General features: G+C 53.9%; 15 protein-coding genes. 14 read left to right on the forward strand and 1 reads right to left on the reverse strand.

The window, feature by feature from the left end:
* The 10 genes from HSS18214_RS0100435 to HSS18214_RS19745 form a co-directional block, all read left to right on the forward strand.
* On the forward strand, positions 1–316 hold a 316-nt coding region (locus tag HSS18214_RS0100435), incomplete at its 5' end, for a DUF4258 domain-containing protein (RefSeq protein ID WP_016913347.1).
* The gene (locus tag HSS18214_RS0100440) at positions 316–507 is read left to right on the forward strand and encodes a DUF2283 domain-containing protein (RefSeq protein WP_016913348.1); all 192 of its coding nucleotides are present in this window, start codon (positions 316–318) and stop codon (positions 505–507) included. The genes HSS18214_RS0100435 and HSS18214_RS0100440, both read left to right, overlap by 1 nt.
* A gap of 1,005 nt (positions 508–1,512) precedes the next feature.
* The gene (locus HSS18214_RS0100445; RefSeq protein ID WP_016913349.1) at positions 1,513–2,385 is read left to right on the forward strand and encodes an ABC transporter ATP-binding protein; all 873 of its coding nucleotides are present in this window, start codon (positions 1,513–1,515) and stop codon (positions 2,383–2,385) included.
* A gap of 33 nt (positions 2,386–2,418) precedes the next feature.
* Positions 2,419–3,486, forward strand: coding sequence for a dTDP-glucose 4,6-dehydratase (gene rfbB / locus HSS18214_RS0100450; RefSeq protein WP_016913350.1), 1,068 nt, complete (start codon positions 2,419–2,421; stop codon positions 3,484–3,486).
* 113 nt (positions 3,487–3,599) lie between these two features.
* Positions 3,600–5,018 (forward strand): IS1380-like element ISPsp9 family transposase, encoded by a 1,419-nt coding sequence (locus tag HSS18214_RS0100455; protein WP_083844143.1) that lies wholly within the window; start codon positions 3,600–3,602, stop codon positions 5,016–5,018.
* A gap of 322 nt (positions 5,019–5,340) precedes the next feature.
* Positions 5,341–5,706, forward strand: coding sequence for a GxxExxY protein (locus HSS18214_RS0100460; protein WP_016913352.1), 366 nt, complete (start codon positions 5,341–5,343; stop codon positions 5,704–5,706).
* A 47-nt stretch (positions 5,707–5,753) separates the two neighbouring features.
* Complete coding sequence (gene rfbD, locus HSS18214_RS0100465; protein ID WP_016913353.1) at positions 5,754–6,647, forward strand: dTDP-4-dehydrorhamnose reductase; 894 nt, start codon at positions 5,754–5,756, stop codon at positions 6,645–6,647.
* 97 nt (positions 6,648–6,744) lie between these two features.
* Positions 6,745–9,072 carry a coiled-coil domain-containing protein gene (locus tag HSS18214_RS0100470; RefSeq protein WP_016913354.1) on the forward strand — a complete coding sequence of 776 codons (2,328 nt, stop codon included), beginning with the start codon at positions 6,745–6,747 and terminating at the stop codon, positions 9,070–9,072.
* Positions 9,069–10,910, forward strand: a complete 1,842-nt coding sequence (locus tag HSS18214_RS0100475; RefSeq protein WP_016913355.1) for a coiled-coil domain-containing protein — start codon at positions 9,069–9,071, stop codon at positions 10,908–10,910. Before HSS18214_RS0100470 ends, HSS18214_RS0100475 begins: the two co-directional genes overlap by 4 nt.
* A 27-nt stretch (positions 10,911–10,937) precedes the next feature.
* Entirely contained in the window at positions 10,938–11,021 is an 84-nt protein-coding gene (locus HSS18214_RS19745) for a sugar phosphate nucleotidyltransferase (RefSeq protein WP_371827784.1), read from the forward strand.
* Positions 11,022–11,229: 208 nt separating this feature from the next.
* Here HSS18214_RS19745 and HSS18214_RS0100480 read toward each other — a convergent pair whose 3' ends face one another.
* Positions 11,230–12,648, reverse strand: coding sequence for an IS1380-like element ISPsp9 family transposase (locus tag HSS18214_RS0100480; protein WP_083844143.1), 1,419 nt, complete (start codon positions 12,646–12,648; stop codon positions 11,230–11,232).
* A 66-nt stretch (positions 12,649–12,714) separates the two neighbouring features.
* Between HSS18214_RS0100480 and rfbA the strand changes: the two genes are divergently transcribed.
* From rfbA to HSS18214_RS18970, 4 genes are all read left to right on the forward strand, one after another.
* Positions 12,715–13,539 carry a glucose-1-phosphate thymidylyltransferase RfbA gene (gene rfbA / locus HSS18214_RS17670; protein WP_050980272.1) on the forward strand — a complete coding sequence of 275 codons (825 nt, stop codon included), beginning with the start codon at positions 12,715–12,717 and terminating at the stop codon, positions 13,537–13,539.
* A gap of 105 nt (positions 13,540–13,644) precedes the next feature.
* Positions 13,645–14,196, forward strand: coding sequence for a dTDP-4-dehydrorhamnose 3,5-epimerase (gene rfbC / locus HSS18214_RS0100490; RefSeq protein WP_016913357.1), 552 nt, complete (start codon positions 13,645–13,647; stop codon positions 14,194–14,196).
* A 16-nt stretch (positions 14,197–14,212) separates the two neighbouring features.
* Positions 14,213–15,655, forward strand: a complete 1,443-nt coding sequence (locus HSS18214_RS0100495; RefSeq protein WP_016913358.1) for an ATP-grasp fold amidoligase family protein — start codon at positions 14,213–14,215, stop codon at positions 15,653–15,655.
* 8 nt (positions 15,656–15,663) lie between these two features.
* The coding region (locus HSS18214_RS18970; protein WP_156808446.1) for a glycosyltransferase domain-containing protein at positions 15,664–16,990 on the forward strand (1,327 nt) is incomplete at its 3' end.

Genomic DNA, 16,990 nt, shown 5'->3' on the forward strand with positions numbered 1-16,990 from the left:
GGCGGCTCGGCGCGAAGGCGTCTGTAATACGCCCAAACCAAGAGTGCAGAAGGTGAATATGTATAGTCACCGTTTCAAGGTAAATATTCATATGACACGTCATGCCCGTGAGCGCATGGCTACTCGCAATATTACAGAAAGTGAGCTGCTAGAATTGGTAGAGCGGGGATCAGTAAAATACAAAGATGCTACGCGGTTTTGGATAGCAAGATATTTTGAAAATCGTCAAGACAACCTCTTGTCTATTGCAGCAGTCTTGGAAGATAGAATAGTGGTAAAGACAGTCATGCATCACTTTGTGTGGGAGGATAAGTAATGCGAACTACGTACGATGAAGCAGATGATATCCTGGTTCTGCACCTATCAGAAAAGCCTACCGTTAGGGAGGTTTCTCAAGATTGGCATACACATATTAGTTACGCAGAGGATGGCACGATCAATGAAATCGTCATTCTGGAGGCCTCGAAGCAAGGTGCATGGCCACTCTTAAAAAGCCAAGCCGCTTAACTAACCCCATCACCACTCCTTGCTGCTCCTGCGGGTGCGCTCGTCTACACCGCGCTACGGGAACACCGCCAACGTTATGAGGCGTGGCACCAACCCCGTTTCGCGCCATAACGAGCAACCGCGTCAACACCTCGAATGGCGGCACCACCCCGTAGCGCGGCGTAACGAAAGAGCGAGAGCAACGAGCGAAAGAGGCACCCGCGAAGGGCGGCCCTAGCCGCCCCGATTAAGCCACAGTGATCGAGCAGACCTCACTGGCCTCACCGGCACCCCTCACGGGCTGCTTCGCGGGTGCGCTCCGCTTACACCGCGCTACGAAGCACCGCGCTACGGAACACCGCCATCATTGGCAACGTACCCCCGTAGCGCGGCGTAACGAAAGAGCGAGGCAACGAGCGAAAGAGGCACCCGCGAGGGCGGCGCCAGCCGCCCTGATTGGGCCACGGTGGTGGAGCAACCCTCATTGGCCTATTCGGCACCCCTCACGGGGTGCTTCGCGGGTGCGCTCCGCTTACACCGCGCTACGAAGCACCGCCATCATCAAAATGTGCCACCCCGTAGCGCGGCGTAACGAAAGAGCGAGAGCAACGAGCGAAAGAGGCACCCGCGTGGGCGGCGGTGGTGGAATAACCCTCGCTGGCCTATTCGGCACCCCTCACGGGGTGCTTCGCGGGTGCGCTCCGCTTACACCGCGCTACGAAGCACCGCGCTACGAAACACCGCCATCATTGGCCACGTGCCCCCGTAGCGCGGCGTAACGAAAGAGCGAGAGCAACGAGCGAAAGAGGCACCCGCAGCGGCGGCCCGGCGCGAAGGCGGCGCGAGCCGCCCTGATTGGGCCACGGTGGTGGAATAACCCTCATTGGCATATTCAGCACCCCTAACGAAGCCACCGCATACTTGCCCAGCCCAGCAGTTGAATCAAACGTTGACAGAATCGGTGAAATCAATGCACCCCATGAACGTTCTATTCACCATTCACCTCCTACCCTTCACAAACCAAACATGATCGAAATCAAGAACCTCTATAAGCGCTACCACAACCATCACGGTAGTGACTGGGTGCTGAAAAACATCAACGTCACGATCCCCCAAGGGGTGAGCGTAGGGTTGATTGGGGCCAACGGCGCCGGTAAATCCACGCTGCTGCGTCTGATTGCTGGCATGGACTCCCCCGAGCGCGGTGAAGTGATACGCCACAGCCGTGTTTCCTGGCCCGTGGGTTTATCCGGTGGCATGCAGGGCAACATGACCGGTCGCCAGAATGCCAAGTTCGTCGCCCGTGTGCAGGGCAGTGGGCCTGAAGAAGTCAAGCGCGTTATCAAGTTCGTGGAAGAGTTTGCCGAAATAGGCCCCGCGTTCGATGAACCCATTCGTACCTATTCCTCCGGGATGAAATCACGTATCTCCTTTGGCCTTTCCCTGGCATTCGACTTCGATGTGTACATTTCCGACGAAGCCACTGCCGTTGGCGACCGCGCCTTCAAGGAGAAAGCCAAAAACCTCTTTCAATCCAAGGTGGGGGTGTCGTCGCTGATCATGGTGTCGCACTCCGAAGGCATCCTGAAAGACCTCTGCCAGGCCGGGCTCTATATCAAAAACGGCGAAGCTTTCTGGTACGACGATATCAACGAAGCCATTGCCGCTTACCATGTGGACAGTGATCAGAAAAAGCGCAGCGCTGAACTTCCCAAGGATGCCAAGGGCGCACGCCAGTACCTGCAAGCCTGCCATGCCGACTTGAAAGCCGCGCAAGAGCGCTTCAACGATGCAAAAGAGCAGGGCGACAAAAAAGAGATCACTGCTGCTAAAAAAGCAGTACAGGAAGCGGGTAATCGTGCCAAAGAGGCGCGCATCCACCTTGAATCACTGACCTAGCAGCTACGATCCAACGTAAGGAAGTAAGGGAATATGCACAGCAAAACATTCTTGGTGACCGGTGGCGCAGGGTTTATCGGTTCAGCCGTGGTACGTGAATTGGTCAATAGCACCCAGCACCGGGTAGTCAACGTCGATAAGCTCACCTACGCCGGTAATCTGGAATCGCTGGCCAGCGTGGAAGGCAGCGAGCGCTACACCTTTGTGCAAGCCGACATTTGCGACGCCGCGGCCATGCAACAGCTATTCGAACAGCATCAGCCCGATGTCGTGATGCACCTGGCAGCCGAAAGCCACGTCGACCGCTCCATCGACGGCCCCGCCGAATTTATCCAAACCAATGTGGTAGGCACCGCCGTACTGCTGGAAGCCGCCCGTGGCTATTGGAAAGCGCTGCAACAGCAGGATGCCGCCAAGGCCGACGCTTTCCGCTTCCATCACATCTCCACCGATGAAGTATACGGCGACCTGGAAGGCACAGACGACCTCTTCACCGAGACAACGCCCTACGCCCCCAGCTCACCCTATTCCGCCAGCAAGGCAAGCTCCGACCACCTGGTACGTGCCTGGCAGCGCACCTACGGGCTGCCCACGCTGGTTACCAACTGCTCGAATAACTACGGCCCGTATCACTTCCCGGAAAAGCTGATTCCGCTGATGATCCTGAACGCCCTCGCGGGCAAAGCGCTGCCGGTCTACGGGGACGGCCAACAAATCCGCGACTGGCTCTACGTCGAAGACCACGCCCGCGCGCTCATCAAGGTAGCCACCGAAGGCCAGGTAGGCGAAACCTACAACATTGGTGGGCACAACGAAAAAGCCAACCTCACGGTCGTCGAAACCCTCTGCGATCTGCTGCAAGAGCTGGTGCCCAGTGAAAAAGCCTACCGAGACTTGATCACCTTCGTGACCGACCGCCCAGGCCACGACGTGCGCTACGCCATCGACGCCAGCAAGATCGAACGCGAACTCGGCTGGAAGCCCGCCGAAACCTTCGACACCGGCCTGCGCAAAACCGTCGAATGGTACCTCGCCAACGAAACCTGGTGGAAACGCGTCCAGGACGGCAGCTACCAAGGCCAACGCCTCGGTAGTGTGTAGAGCCGCTGCACTGTTTTGCCACGGAATGCACGGAAGGCACGGATAAACCCGGCTTATTCATGAGGCCGACCTGAAAACGAAGATGGCGAGTGGTTTTCTCTTGTAGAATCAGGATATTCCTGCCAGAACACGATTCAAGAGGACCACTCGCCATGGGTGAAAGCCTATCCACCTGGACGCCCTCATGCAACGGCTCTGTCCGTGTTGAGCTGAGCGGCCAGCGCACCACCAGCGACAGCGGCGCTCTGCTGTTGCGTGAGGCCCTCGACAACAGCGGCGTGATTGAGGCGCTGGAAGACAATCTGGTCGATCGACGCCACCCGCTGCGCATCCTTCATTCGCTGGCCAGCCAGTTGCGTACCCTGGTGCTGCAGCGTGCGATGGGCTGGATCGATCTCAGCGATACCGACACGCTGCGCCGTGACCCGCTTTGGCAGTTGGCCTGCAGCGATGCACGCGGGACGACGCCATTGGCGCAGGACAGGCCGTCTCAAGCCACGCTGTCGCGGCTGCTGACCTGCCTCGGCCGAGACGACAACATCGATGCCGTGCACGAAGGCCTGCTGCGACTGGTGGTCTGGCGCCTGACCTCGCTGAAGAACGGCGAGCGCCCCAAACAGCTGACGCTGGACATCGATGGCCTGCCGATCGAGGTGCATGGCCATCAGGGCGGGTCGGCCTATCATGGCCTTTACGGGGCCCGCATCTACTCGCCGCTGGTCGCATCGTTGGCGGAGACCGGCGACATGGTGGGCGGCCTGCTGCGCGAGGGCAACGCCGGCCCGGCAGAGAACGCCGACACCTGGATCCCGCATCTGGTACGACGACTCAACGAGAGCACCGGGGCACAGGTTCGTGTGCGCATCGACGCCGGTTTTACCGATAACGCGACGCTGGAGGCCCTGGAGGATCGGGAGATCGAATACCTGGGCCGGTTGCGCAGTCACACCGGTCTACAGAAGCTGGCAGCACCGCTCCTGAAGCGGCCACCCGGCCGGCCACCCGAGCAGCCTCGCGAGTGGTGCCACGATCTGGAGTACCAAGCCGGCTCCTGGTCGGCACCGCGGCGCGTAGTGCTGGTGGTGCAGGAACGCCCCGATGACCTGCTGCTGCATGCCTTCTTCCTGGTCACCAACCTCAGCAAGTTCGACTGGCCGCCAGAGAAGGTCCTGGCACTCTATCGCAAGCGCGGCAGCGCCGAGGCGCACATGGGCGAAGTGAAGTCGGCGCTCGACGTGCACCTCTCGTCGACCGATCGCGGCGCCTCCACCGTTCAGAACGTGATGGCGCGCAACGAGGTGAGCCTGCTGCTCAGCCTCTACGCCTACCAGGTCCTGCATGGCCTGCGCTGCCTCCTGGAGCGGCAAACCCGACAAGGCTGGAGTCTGAGTCGGATGCGCGAGCAGGTGCTCAAGGTCGCCGCCACGCTGAGGCTGCACGCTCGGCGAATCACCGTTCATCTGGGTGCCGCCGCCGACAAGTGGTGGCCGACGCTGCTGAAGGGGCTACCGAAGCTGACCGCACTGAGCTGACGCTCCTGCGAGACCACCACAGCATCAGAAAGCGAGCGACCGGAGCGGCGGTCGGCGATCACGGCTGCTTGGACGGCCACCATTGATTCCAAAGAGCTATAAGTAAGTAGGAAAAGGGCTGCGTTCAGGCATTACTCAACAGCCACTCGCGCTGAAAAGGCGAATCCTGATGAGCAATGCCAACAGCCAGTACCTTCAGACCGCTCAATCAGCGCCCTCGTGAATAAGGCGGGATAAAAACAAAATATAGACTTTTTTATCAACCGGCTTAACTTTATCCGTCTTTTCAGAGAGCTTCCGTGGCTAATATCAAGAGGTGCATATGCTCAAGGAAGAAGCGCTAACATATCAAATCAGAGGAGCTGTATTCGAAGTCAGTAAGCAGCTCGGGCCTGGTTTTTTGGAAAGCATCTATCAGAAAGCGTTATTCATTGAGCTGCAATCAACAGGCTTGTATGTGGAAGCTGAAAAGCCTGTCAATATTTACTATAAGCATTGGCTAGTTGGCGAGCACCGGCTCGACCTATTGGTAGAGGGTAAAGTAATTCTAGAGCTAAAAGCACAAAAGCATCTATCGCCATCAGCCGAACCTCAACTCATTAACTATCTACGTGCCACTCGCTTACCAGTCGGGTTACTCATCAATTTCACTTTTCCCAAAACACAGATAAAACGTATTGTCGTTTAATTTTTATCCGTGTTTTCAGTGAGTGTCCGTGGCAAAAGGATTCACCATTGACCATTTTTATCACCGGCGGCAATGGCCAGGTAGGTTTTGAACTACAGCGCCAGTTTGCCGTGTTAGGCACGCTCCTTGCCCCCACGCGGCAAGAACTCGATTTGACCGATGCCAAGGCCGTGGACGCATACCTGGCCCAGCATCAGCCCTCGTTGATTCTGAATGCCGCTGCCTACACCGCGGTAGACAAAGCCGAAAGCGAGCCGGAGCAGGCCAGGCGCCTGAATGCCGAACTGCCAGCACAGCTAGCAGCGTATGCTGCCCAACAAGGCATTACGCTGGTGCACTACTCAAGCGACTACGTGTACCCTGGCAACGGTGAAGCCCCTTGGCAGGAAGACAGCCCCACCGGGCCGCTCAGCGTTTACGGACAAACCAAGCTGGAAGGCGACAACGCCGTGGTTCAAAGTGGTGCCAGCCACTTGGTATTCCGCACCAGTTGGGTGTATGCCGCCCGGGGCAACAACTTCATGAAAACCATGCTGCGTTTGGGCAGTGAGCGGGAAGCACTCAACATCGTGAACGACCAAGTGGGGGCACCGACACCGGCACGTCTGATCGCGCAAATCACCGCGTTAGCCTTTACTCCTCACGCCTCACGTTTAACCCCTCACATCCCATCAGGGGTGTATCACCTGGCGCCTCAGGGCGAGACGAGCTGGCATGGCTTTGCCTGTGAAATTTTCAGCCAAGCGCGTGGGGCCGGCAAAGCGCTGGCCGTCACACCAGACACTACCACGGGCATACCCACGTCAGCGTATCCAACCCCTGCACAGCGGCCACTCAACTCGCGTATGGCGTTAGGCAAGCTGGAAAAAGCGCTGGGCGTGACGTTGCCCTCTTGGCAAAGCCAGCTGGCACTAACCTTGCAAGAACATCTTGCCGAGTGACTCAACAACGTGGCACCGCATACCCACCTGAGCGCAACACCCGCTCAGCCTGAGTAATACGCCACGGTTAGCTAAATATTGAAGGAGCGTTACCTCTATGTCGCTGGTGATCTATTTGGGCCTACACGCCTTTGTGCGTGAACCCGATCTGTTAATGCCGAACGGGCAGTTAACGATGTCGCTCGAAGCGTTACAGAAAGATGCGCCAGAGGCGCTCAGCCAGCAGCACACAATGCTACTGGAGCAATTGGGCGAGCCTGAAGGGCAGATGCTAAGCCAATGGTTAAAGCAGAACAGTGAGCACTCAGCCATCCTGTTATGGCCTCAACCGGCGCTGTACGTGGCAGCCGCCTTGGCGGCAGCGCAGGCTCCTGAGCAGGCGTTGCAAACGTGGGCACAGCAGGCACAGCACCTACTGGCACTGTTTCGCAAGCATCGCAGGCAAGTGCAGTTGGCGGGCTACACACCAGGAGAGGCGCCCGCCCTGGAGAGCGCTACCCTGGCCGTGCCGAAATACGTCGTGTCGCCGTTGTATCGGTTGGCAGCAGCGCAACTGACCCTGCAAGACAGCACGCTGCAAAAAGCGCATAGCTACCTGCAAGCCAGCAGCGTAGCGGGTGGGCAGGCCAGTATTGCCACCCTAAACGACATCAATGCCCTGCTACAGCAAAAGCGCGAAGATGAAAACGAATACGCAGACCTGCTGAGCCAGTTAGACCAGGCGCAGCAAACATTGGAAGAGCAGCACCACCAACTGAAACAGGCTGAAAAAGAGCAGCAGGCACTGACCAAACAGTTGGCTGAGCAACAAAGTGCCGCTGAAAAAGAGCAGCAGGCACTGACCAAACAGTTGGCTGAGCAACAAAGTGCCGCTGAAAAAGAGCAGCAGGCGCTGACCAAACAGTTGGCTGAGCAACAAAGTGCGGCTGAAAAAGCGCATGATCAACAGGTTCAGAAAATCTCTGAACTTGAACAAGCAAACGAGCAGCAGGCCCAGCAGGTACAGCAACTGCAAGCGCAAGTACAGCAGGATGCAGAGCAGCGACAACAGCACCAACAGCGCATTGCTCAGCTAACCGAAGAACTAACGGCCAACCAGGCGACCCAGCAAACGCTTGAACACCGTATTGCAGAGCAAACTCAAGAAAGTGAGCTACTGCTTGGCCAATTGCATACGGTACAGGAAGCACTGGAAGGCAAGCTGGATGAATTAAGCCAGACCCATCAAGCCGAACAAGCCGCCAGCCAGAAAGCCTCGGAGCTGGAAAAGCGCTTGGCCGAGAGCACCGCCAAACTGTCAAATACACAGTCAGCACTGAAAAAAGAACAAACGGCGCGTAGCGCAGAGCAGCGCGAACACAAGCAACAGCTTGCCAAGGCGCAGGAGCAGCACCAGCGGGTTAAAGCAGAGCTGGCCAGCACGCATGAAGAAAACACGTTGGTGATCGCCGAACTTCATCGCGTTCAAGAAGTACTGGAAACCAGCCTGGAAACGGCGCAGAAACACCAGCAACACATCAAAGAGCTGGAAACAGAGCGCTCAGCACTGAACCAACAGCTAAAAGACAAGCAAGCAGCGCACCAGGCAGCAACAAAAGACGTGGCCGATTTACAACGACGCTTAGCCGCGCAGAAAAAAGAGTGGCAAGCAGAAACCGCCAACGCTGCCAAACTGGCACGTAAAGCCCAGCGTTACATGGAACAACTACACGCGGCCCAGGAACAGCTCGAGCAAAGTCAGGCGGCTGCCAACAACCTGAGGCAACAGCAAGCGGTATTGGCACAACAACATGAAGCCCAGGAAAAAGCGCTCGCCGCCAGTAAAACGGCTTGGCAAAAAGCGACCCACAAAGCCGAGCAGCGCTTGACTCAGTTACACAAAGCACAAGAAGAGCTGGAGCAGCAGCAACAGGTGTTGAGCAGCCTGACCCAAAAGCTGGAAAACCGTCAGAAGAACCTGAACGTACTGCGCGCCGAACGCCAGCAAAAAGAGCACGAACTGCAAAGCCTGGTGCAATGGCTGCGAGCGCATGCCTACCGCCACGCTGCAGCGGCCTACCGCTATAGCCGGGCCTATAGAAAAGCACTGCCAGAGCAGGTGAAACTGGTACAAAACAGCGACTACTTTGACGCAGCGTGGTACCGCGAGCAGTACCCGGATGTAAGCCAGGGGAAGATCAACCCCGCCGAGCATTTCGTCAAGTTTGGTGCGTTGGAAGGGCGTAACCCCAGCGCGCGTTTCAACACCGAGTTTTATCTGGCCGCGCATAACGATGTGGCTATCTCGGGACAGCACCCATTACTGCATTTTCTACGCCACGGCATGGCCGAACAGCGGGCCACCACCTTCCAGCAATTGCAGTTACCTTCACCAGAAAGCACCAACGCCACTCATCAGGCATTTGATCAAGAGGCCCAGGCATGAGCCCGTCAGTACCTTCGTTTCTGCTCCATATCGGCCCGCTTCGTCAAGAAAGCCTTGCCATGCTTCAGCAGGCCAGTGTGCCTGGTTACGTCTGTATTCCCCAGCACAGCAGCGACACACAGCAGGCGCTGGCAGCACAGCCAGAGATTGAACTTCAGGTCGAACTTATCGTACCCAAGGCAGAACGGTTCGTATGGCATGAATACAACCTGGAAGAGTTCAACAGCCTGGCGCCTGCCACGGGCCTATTAGCGCTTTACCCCGGCCTGACCGAGCTGAATCGCAAGCCGGTAGATACCAAACCGCTGGAGTGGCTACTGGAAAGTTCGCCTGTGGCGGGCCAAAGCCTTACCCACCTGGTGTTGGAGCAGCCCGAACAAGCGCTAGCGCTGTTAAAAGCGTTGAACAGTGCAGGAGCGCTCAAGCAACTTACCCAACTTTGGGTGCGCACCAGTGAGCGCTCACTCTATGAAGGGATGGCCACGCAGGAAGAGTTAATCCAGTGGTGCGACGCCCAGGGCTTTGAAATCGCGCCCACCGAGGCAGACGACCCTGACTATCAGTTGCTGGGATTCACCCGGAATGCCCTGTTCAAGCCACTGCAAGCCGCCAAACAAAAAGCTAACTCGCTGAGTACAGAACTGGAAGCGTTAAAGCAAAAAAATGAGCAGTTGGCTCAGCAGTGCCAAGGGCAGGCGGAAAGTATCACCCAAACAGAGCAACGGTTGACGCAGCTCAAAGAAGAGCGCGACGAGCAGAGCAAAGCCAGAGAAGCCGCCCAGCAAGAAGTCGTCCAACTGAAAAAAGAGCGTGACACGCTCAAACAGCAGCGCGATGACCAGGGCAAAGCCAAGGAAGCAGCACAGCAAGAAGTTGCCCAACTGAAAGAAGAGCGCGACACCCTCAAGCAACAGCGCGATGACCAAGGCAAAGCCAAGGAAGCTGCCCAGCAAGAAGTCGCCCAACTGAAAGAAGAGCGCGACACGCTCAAGCAGCAGCGTGACGAGCAGAACACCGCCAGGGAAGCCGCCCAGCAAGAAGTCTCCCAACTGAAACAAGAGCGCGACACGCTCAAACAGCAGCGCGATGAGCAGAACACAGCTAGGGAAGCTGCCCAGCAAGAGGTTGCTCAACTGAAAGAAGAGCGCGACACCCTAAAGCAACAGCGCGATGACCAAGGCAAAGCCAGGGAAGCCGCCCAGCAAGAAGTCGCCCAACTGAAAAAAGAGCGTGACACCCTCAAGCAGCAGCGCGATGAGCAGAACACAGCCAAGGAAGCTGCCGAGCAAGAGGTTGCTCAACTGAAAGAAGAGCGCGACACGCTCAAGCAACAGCGCGACGACCAGAGCAAGGCCAGGGAAGCCGCCCAGCAAGAAGTCGCCCAATTGAAAGAAGAGCGCGAGAGGCTCAAGCAACAGCGTGAGGACCTGAATAAAGCCAAGGAAGCGGCGCAGCAAGAAGTCGCTCAGTTGGCAGATGATCGTACAGCGCTGAAACAACAGAACGAAGAGCAAGCAAAAGAGAAAGCCAAAGCGTTAGAGCAGGTAGAGCTACTTAAAGCCGAACGTGACAAGTTGAAGCAAACGCGAGAAGAGCTTACCAAAGCCAACGAGCGGGCCGAAAAAGAGCTCAGCAATGCCAAAACCGAGCGCGATAAGCTGCAGACGCAACTGGGCCAGCAAAAAGAGCATACACAGCGGGTCGAGGCAGAAATGCGCGATACCCAGCAAAAACAGCACAAGCTGGAAATCGAGCTGGAAAGAGCAGAAGCGCAGCTAGAGCTCATCAAAGAGCTATTGCTTAAAGATAAGTTACTCAGCAGTGGCGCTAGCCGTTGATGAGTGGCCACAAAAGGGGCTAAGACGATGGCAAGAAAAGGAATTATTTTAGCGGGTGGCTCAGGCACACGGTTGCACCCCATTACCCCGCCTTATTCACGAGGGCGCTGATTGAGCGGTCTGAAGGTACTGGCTGTTGGCATTGCTCATCAGGATTCGCCTTTTCAGCGCGAGTGGCTGTTGAGTAATGCCTGAACGCAGCCCTTTTCCTACTTACTTATAGCTCTTTGGAATCAATGGTGGCCGTCCAAGCAGCCGTGATCGCCGACCGCCGCTCCGGTCGCTCGCTTTCTGATGCTGTGGTGGTCTCGCAGGAGCGTCAGCTCAGTGCGGTCAGCTTCGGTAGCCCCTTCAGCAGCGTCGGCCACCACTTGTCGGCGGCGGCACCCAGATGAACGGTGATTCGCCGAGCGTGCAGCCTCAGCGTGGCGGCGACCTTGAGCACCTGCTCGCGCATCCGACTCAGACTCCAGCCTTGTCGGGTTTGCCGCTCCAGGAGGCAGCGCAGGCCATGCAGGACCTGGTAGGCGTAGAGGCTGAGCAGCAGGCTCACCTCGTTGCGCGCCATCACGTTCTGAACGGTGGAGGCGCCGCGATCGGTCGACGAGAGGTGCACGTCGAGCGCCGACTTCACTTCGCCCATGTGCGCCTCGGCGCTGCCGCGCTTGCGATAGAGTGCCAGGACCTTCTCTGGCGGCCAGTCGAACTTGCTGAGGTTGGTGACCAGGAAGAAGGCATGCAGCAGCAGGTCATCGGGGCGTTCCTGCACCACCAGCACTACGCGCCGCGGTGCCGACCAGGAGCCGGCTTGGTACTCCAGATCGTGGCACCACTCGCGAGGCTGCTCGGGTGGCCGGCCGGGTGGCCGCTTCAGGAGCGGTGCTGCCAGCTTCTGTAGACCGGTGTGACTGCGCAACCGGCCCAGGTATTCGATCTCCCGATCCTCCAGGGCCTCCAGCGTCGCGTTATCGGTAAAACCGGCGTCGATGCGCACACGAACCTGTGCCCCGGTGCTCTCGTTGAGTCGTCGTACCAGATGCGGGATCCAGGTGTCGGCGTTCTCTGCCGGGCCGGCGTTGCCCTCGCGCAGCAGGCCGCCCACCATGTCGCCGGTCTCCGCCAACGATGCGACCAGCGGCGAGTAGATGCGGGCCCCGTAAAGGCCATGATAGGCCGACCCGCCCTGATGGCCATGCACCTCGATCGGCAGGCCATCGATGTCCAGCGTCAGCTGTTTGGGGCGCTCGCCGTTCTTCAGCGAGGTCAGGCGCCAGACCACCAGTCGCAGCAGGCCTTCGTGCACGGCATCGATGTTGTCGTCTCGGCCGAGGCAGGTCAGCAGCCGCGACAGCGTGGCTTGAGACGGCCTGTCCTGCGCCAATGGCGTCGTCCCGCGTGCATCGCTGCAGGCCAACTGCCAAAGCGGGTCACGGCGCAGCGTGTCGGTATCGCTGAGATCGATCCAGCCCATCGCACGCTGCAGCACCAGGGTACGCAACTGGCTGGCCAGCGAATGAAGGATGCGCAGCGGGTGGCGTCGATCGACCAGATTGTCTTCCAGCGCCTCAATCACGCCGCTGTTGTCGAGGGCCTCACGCAACAGCAGAGCGCCGCTGTCGCTGGTGGTGCGCTGGCCGCTCAGCTCAACACGGACAGAGCCGTTGCATGAGGGCGTCCAGGTGGATAGGCTTTCACCCATGGCGAGTGGTCCTCTTGAATCGTGTTCTGGCAGGAATATCCTGATTCTACAAGAGAAAACCACTCGCCATCTTCGTTTTCAGGTCGGCCTCATGAATAAGCCGGGATTACGCGAGGTGTTTCCAAACAGCTCCTGCCCATTTACGACAAACCGATGATTTACTATCCGATCTCGGTACTCATGCTGGCTGGCATTCAGGAAATACTGATTATCTCCACGCCGGAAGACCTTCCCCAGTACCAGAAGCTCTTGGGGGGCGGCAGCGACTTTGGCGTTCGTTTTGAATATGCCGTACAGCCCAGCCCCGATGGCCTGGCGCAAGCGTTTCTCATCGGCGAAGCATTCATTGGTAAAGACCCCGTATGCCTGGTACTGGGTGACAACATCTTCCATGGCCAGCACTTCTCCGAACAGCTCAAACGTGCAGACCAGCAGCCTGGTGGAGCCACGGTATTTGGCTACCTGGTCAAAGATCCAGAGCGTTTTGGCGTCGTAGAATTCAATGAAGACGGTAAAGCGCTTTCTATTGAAGAGAAGCCTAAAAAGCCAAAATCCAACCATGCCGTTACAGGCCTGTACTTCTACGATAACGACGTTGTCGAGATTGCCAAAAACGTACAGCCTTCAGAACGTGGTGAACTGGAAATTACCAGCGTGAACAACGCCTATCTGGAGCGTGGAGACCTGCGCGTAGAGCGCTTGGGCCGTGGCTTCGCCTGGCTGGATACGGGCACCCACGATAGCCTGCTGGAAGCCAGCCAGTACGTACAAACCATCGAGCACCGACAAGGCCTGAAAGTTGCCTGCCTGGAAGAGATTGCCTGGCAACAAGGCTGGATCAGCAGCGAGAAGCTCGGCCAGCTCGCCAAGCCGCTCTCCAAAACACAGTATGGCCAGTACCTTCAGCGCCTCAAGGCAGCCAAACGATAAAGACTTGCCACGGATTTACACAGACGGCACGGATAAACACAAAAGATTTTGTAGTTTTGCCCTTATCCGTGTTTTCCGTGAGTTTCCGTGGCATAAGGACTGAATATGAAGTATGAAAAGTTAGCGATACCCGATGTTGTGTTACTAACCCCGCAAGTGTTTGGTGACGAGCGGGGGTTCTTTATGGAAACCTTCCGCCAAAGTGAGTTTGAAGAGCACTGTGGTGCTTACCAGTTCGTGCAGGACAATCACAGCAAATCCAAGCAGGGCATTCTTCGTGGCCTTCACTATCAACACGCCAAGCCCCAGGGCAAGCTGGTGCGGGTAACACAGGGTGAGGTGTTCGACGTAGCCGTAGACCTGCGAGAGCAAAGCCCTACTTTCGGCCAGTGGGTAGGTGCCCATCTAAGCGCAGAAAATAAACAGATGCTATGGGTACCGCCTGGTTTTGCTCACGGGTTTTATGTCATCAGTGAAGAAGCTGAATTCCAATATAAGTGCACGGATTATTATAATCCAGGCGACGAATACTCCTTGCTGTGGAACGATACTACAGTGGCTATTCAATGGCCGTTGGTCAACGGCGAACAGCCACAGCTATCCAATAAAGATAATAAAGGCTTGGCACTTGTTTGGTCAGGATGTCCTAAGTTTTGATATTTCAGGAAAGTTTATGATAGATAAGAGATCAATCTATCTTGATCAGAGTGCTTCAACATTTTGGCAGCATGGTGACTGGGAGCAATTGTCCAGAATTAGTGTCACTGAAGCTGAAGAGCATGAAGGGAAAGTGAAAGTATTGCTTTATCTTATAGATGGGGCATTTCACTCCAACAATCAAGGATTAGCAAAAGAAATAGCAAGAAAGCTTTTGGAAGAGGGCGTTAGTAAAGAGCTTTTGCTAAAAACTGTGTTTTCATCGCTTTGTAACACGTTAGGGCGTGCTAACGTCTTGTGTGATAATAATATTAAAGGTTTCAATTTTTTCGAAGCGGCTATTGGTTTTGGTATGGAGGGCGCTCAGGTCGAGGTTATCAGTAATAGTAGAGCAAATGAGCAGCTCAAGCAGCTAGGTTATCACCAGGCTTTTTACTACAAGCCATTAGAAGAAAGTAGCCATGAGATAACGTTAAGTAAAGATGAGCTTTACTATTGTGGCATCGCACAGTCTTCACAAAAGACAGCTTCTGACTTGGCTCATAAAGTCTATCTTTCATTCCTGAGTAATAAAAATAGCATTAATCCTTGGCTATTGAGAAGGATCTTCTTTACTAAATATAGAAAGAAGATGGGGTACTGGCCAAACGCAGATAACCCTAAAACTCTAAATGAAAAAATACAGTGGCGTAAATTTTATGATCATAACCCTCTGTTTGGCTTGTTAATAGATAAGCATGAGGCTAAATCGTATGTTCAAAAAATATGCCCTGATCTAATGTGCATTAAAACTCAAGATATAGCTCGCAAATTTGAAGACCTTGAGTATCAGCCTCCTTGCATTGTAAAGCTAACCTCGGATAGTGGGGGGTTATGGCTGATTGATGAAAGTTTAGGGGTGTCTGAGATAGAAGCTATCAAAAATGAGGTTAACGAGAAAATAAAGAAAACCTATGGGCTGGATAAAGCGGAATGGGGATATGGGCAAGTTGACAATCGAATAATAGCGGAAGATTTTTACACAGAAGATTTAATTGATTATTCTTTTTATTGCTTTCATGGTGATGTGGGGTTTTTTGATGAAACAAAATTTCGGCTTGATGGAAAGAATAAATCACGAGTTGCCAAGTCTTTCTATAATAAAGATTTTACCCCTATAGAAAACCTCAGTGCTATTAATGGACTGCAAAACAGTGTGAAGGAGCCGTTAGCTAGCAAAGAGCAGATTGAAAAAGCGTATAGATACGTTGCAACTTTATCCAAATATCTTGATTTTGTGAGAATCGATTTGTTTTTTGATAATAAAAACTCCAGGTGGATATTTGGAGAGTTTACGTTTTATCCGGGGGAAGGAGCTATATTATTTAATCCATCTCAATTTGATGCAGCTTTCGGTGCTGAGTGGAAAGTCAACGACTATGTCTTGAATCCTACTTGGTCTTATTTAGATAGAGGTTAGTTTTTAATATGTCAAGCCGTTTAAAGAATGTTAACAAATTGTTTTTTGACAGTAGTGAAAAAGCAATTGACGAGTACGATAAAATATTGCTTGGCTTACCTGAAGGCGAGTTGAAGCGATGCATCTCATTTAACATGTTCCTTTTGCTAAAAAGGGAGCATGCTAAAGAAAATATTTTCTTTAAAGAAAAGCAAAGTGCTAAAAAAATAGCGATCGAAAAAAGAAAAAATGGTCGCTATTGGGAGTGTGTTTTTTATTGGGAGGTTTTTTTTAAAAAAGGAGATGTTAAATCTCAAGAGTATAAAGAAATACTTGCGAATATAGACGAATTGATAGTCCGTGAAGCATATCAGGAAAGTAAGTACCTAATAGATATTGTTGCGCCATATTTACCTGGTAATAAAAACATATTACAGCAGAAAGGCCGAATATATTTGTGCGAGTCTGATTTTTCAAAAGCCAAAGAAAATTGGATGAAATATTGGGATGCTGCTCGCCAAAGCAGTGACTTTAGAGATGCTCGTGTAGCAAAAATAGAAAACTCTCGTTATCCTAATGAGACATTGTTTGATGTTTTATCACCTGCTGAAGCGTCAGATAAAGTTAAGGGTGGAAGTAAGGTTTGTTTTTATACCGCGCTTTTTGGTGGGTATGATCAGTTGCCTGATTTGCTTTATAAACCAGAGGGTGTCGATTTTATTTGTTTTAGCGATACTTATTTTGAAGCAAATGGCTGGGAAGTAAGAGTTGTTGATATAAAACAAAACGATCCAATATTAGAGAATAGAAAGTATAAGATTTGTCCCCATAAATACCTTGGTGAATATGACTATAGTTGTTACGTCGACTCAAATATAATGTTTGTAGGGCGTATAGAGACATTGTTAGATAGATGGTTGTTAGGCCATGATTTTGTCGCATGGGGGCACCCAGATAGATCAGATATCTACTCGGAGATGCAGGCTATCCTGAGTAGTTTACGGCATTCAGCTGAAGGTTTAATAGAGCAATATGAATGGTTCAAAAAGCAGGGCGTTCCTGCTTATACTGGTCTCATTGAAGCTTGTTTTTTGTGGCGTAAACATTCCAGTAAGTCAGTCCAATCTTTAATGGATCAATGGTGGGATTTCGTCAGCAATAGTAAAGTCAAGAGAGATCAGCCTCCGCTAGCATATTTGATGTGGAAAACCAATATACGACCTTCTTTGCTGCCTAAGTCATTGGGAAACACTAGAGAAAATGAATTTTTCTTTAAAGCACCTCACGCTAAGCACCCGGTGAGTGGTAGCCTATTCGAAAGCAAAGATAAAAAAATTCTGAGCAATACAAGTCAAG

The sequence above is a fragment of the Vreelandella stevensii S18214 genome, from assembly GCF_000275725.1.
Classification (GTDB): Bacteria; Pseudomonadota; Gammaproteobacteria; order Pseudomonadales; family Halomonadaceae; genus Vreelandella; species Vreelandella stevensii.

Coding starts and splice junctions, on each gene's coding strand:
- HSS18214_RS0100440 (WP_016913348.1), top strand. CDS start 316: ATGCGAACTACGTACGATGAAGCAGATGATATCCTGGTTCTGCACCTA.
- HSS18214_RS0100445 (WP_016913349.1), top strand. CDS start 1,513: ATGATCGAAATCAAGAACCTCTATAAGCGCTACCACAACCATCACGGT.
- rfbB (WP_016913350.1), top strand. CDS start 2,419: ATGCACAGCAAAACATTCTTGGTGACCGGTGGCGCAGGGTTTATCGGT.
- HSS18214_RS0100460 (WP_016913352.1), top strand. CDS start 5,341: ATGCTCAAGGAAGAAGCGCTAACATATCAAATCAGAGGAGCTGTATTC.
- HSS18214_RS0100470 (WP_016913354.1), top strand. CDS start 6,745: ATGTCGCTGGTGATCTATTTGGGCCTACACGCCTTTGTGCGTGAACCC.
- HSS18214_RS0100475 (WP_016913355.1), top strand. CDS start 9,069: ATGAGCCCGTCAGTACCTTCGTTTCTGCTCCATATCGGCCCGCTTCGT.
- HSS18214_RS19745 (WP_371827784.1), top strand. CDS start 10,938: ATGGCAAGAAAAGGAATTATTTTAGCGGGTGGCTCAGGCACACGGTTG.
- rfbC (WP_016913357.1), top strand. CDS start 13,645: ATGAAGTATGAAAAGTTAGCGATACCCGATGTTGTGTTACTAACCCCG.
- HSS18214_RS0100495 (WP_016913358.1), top strand. CDS start 14,213: ATGATAGATAAGAGATCAATCTATCTTGATCAGAGTGCTTCAACATTT.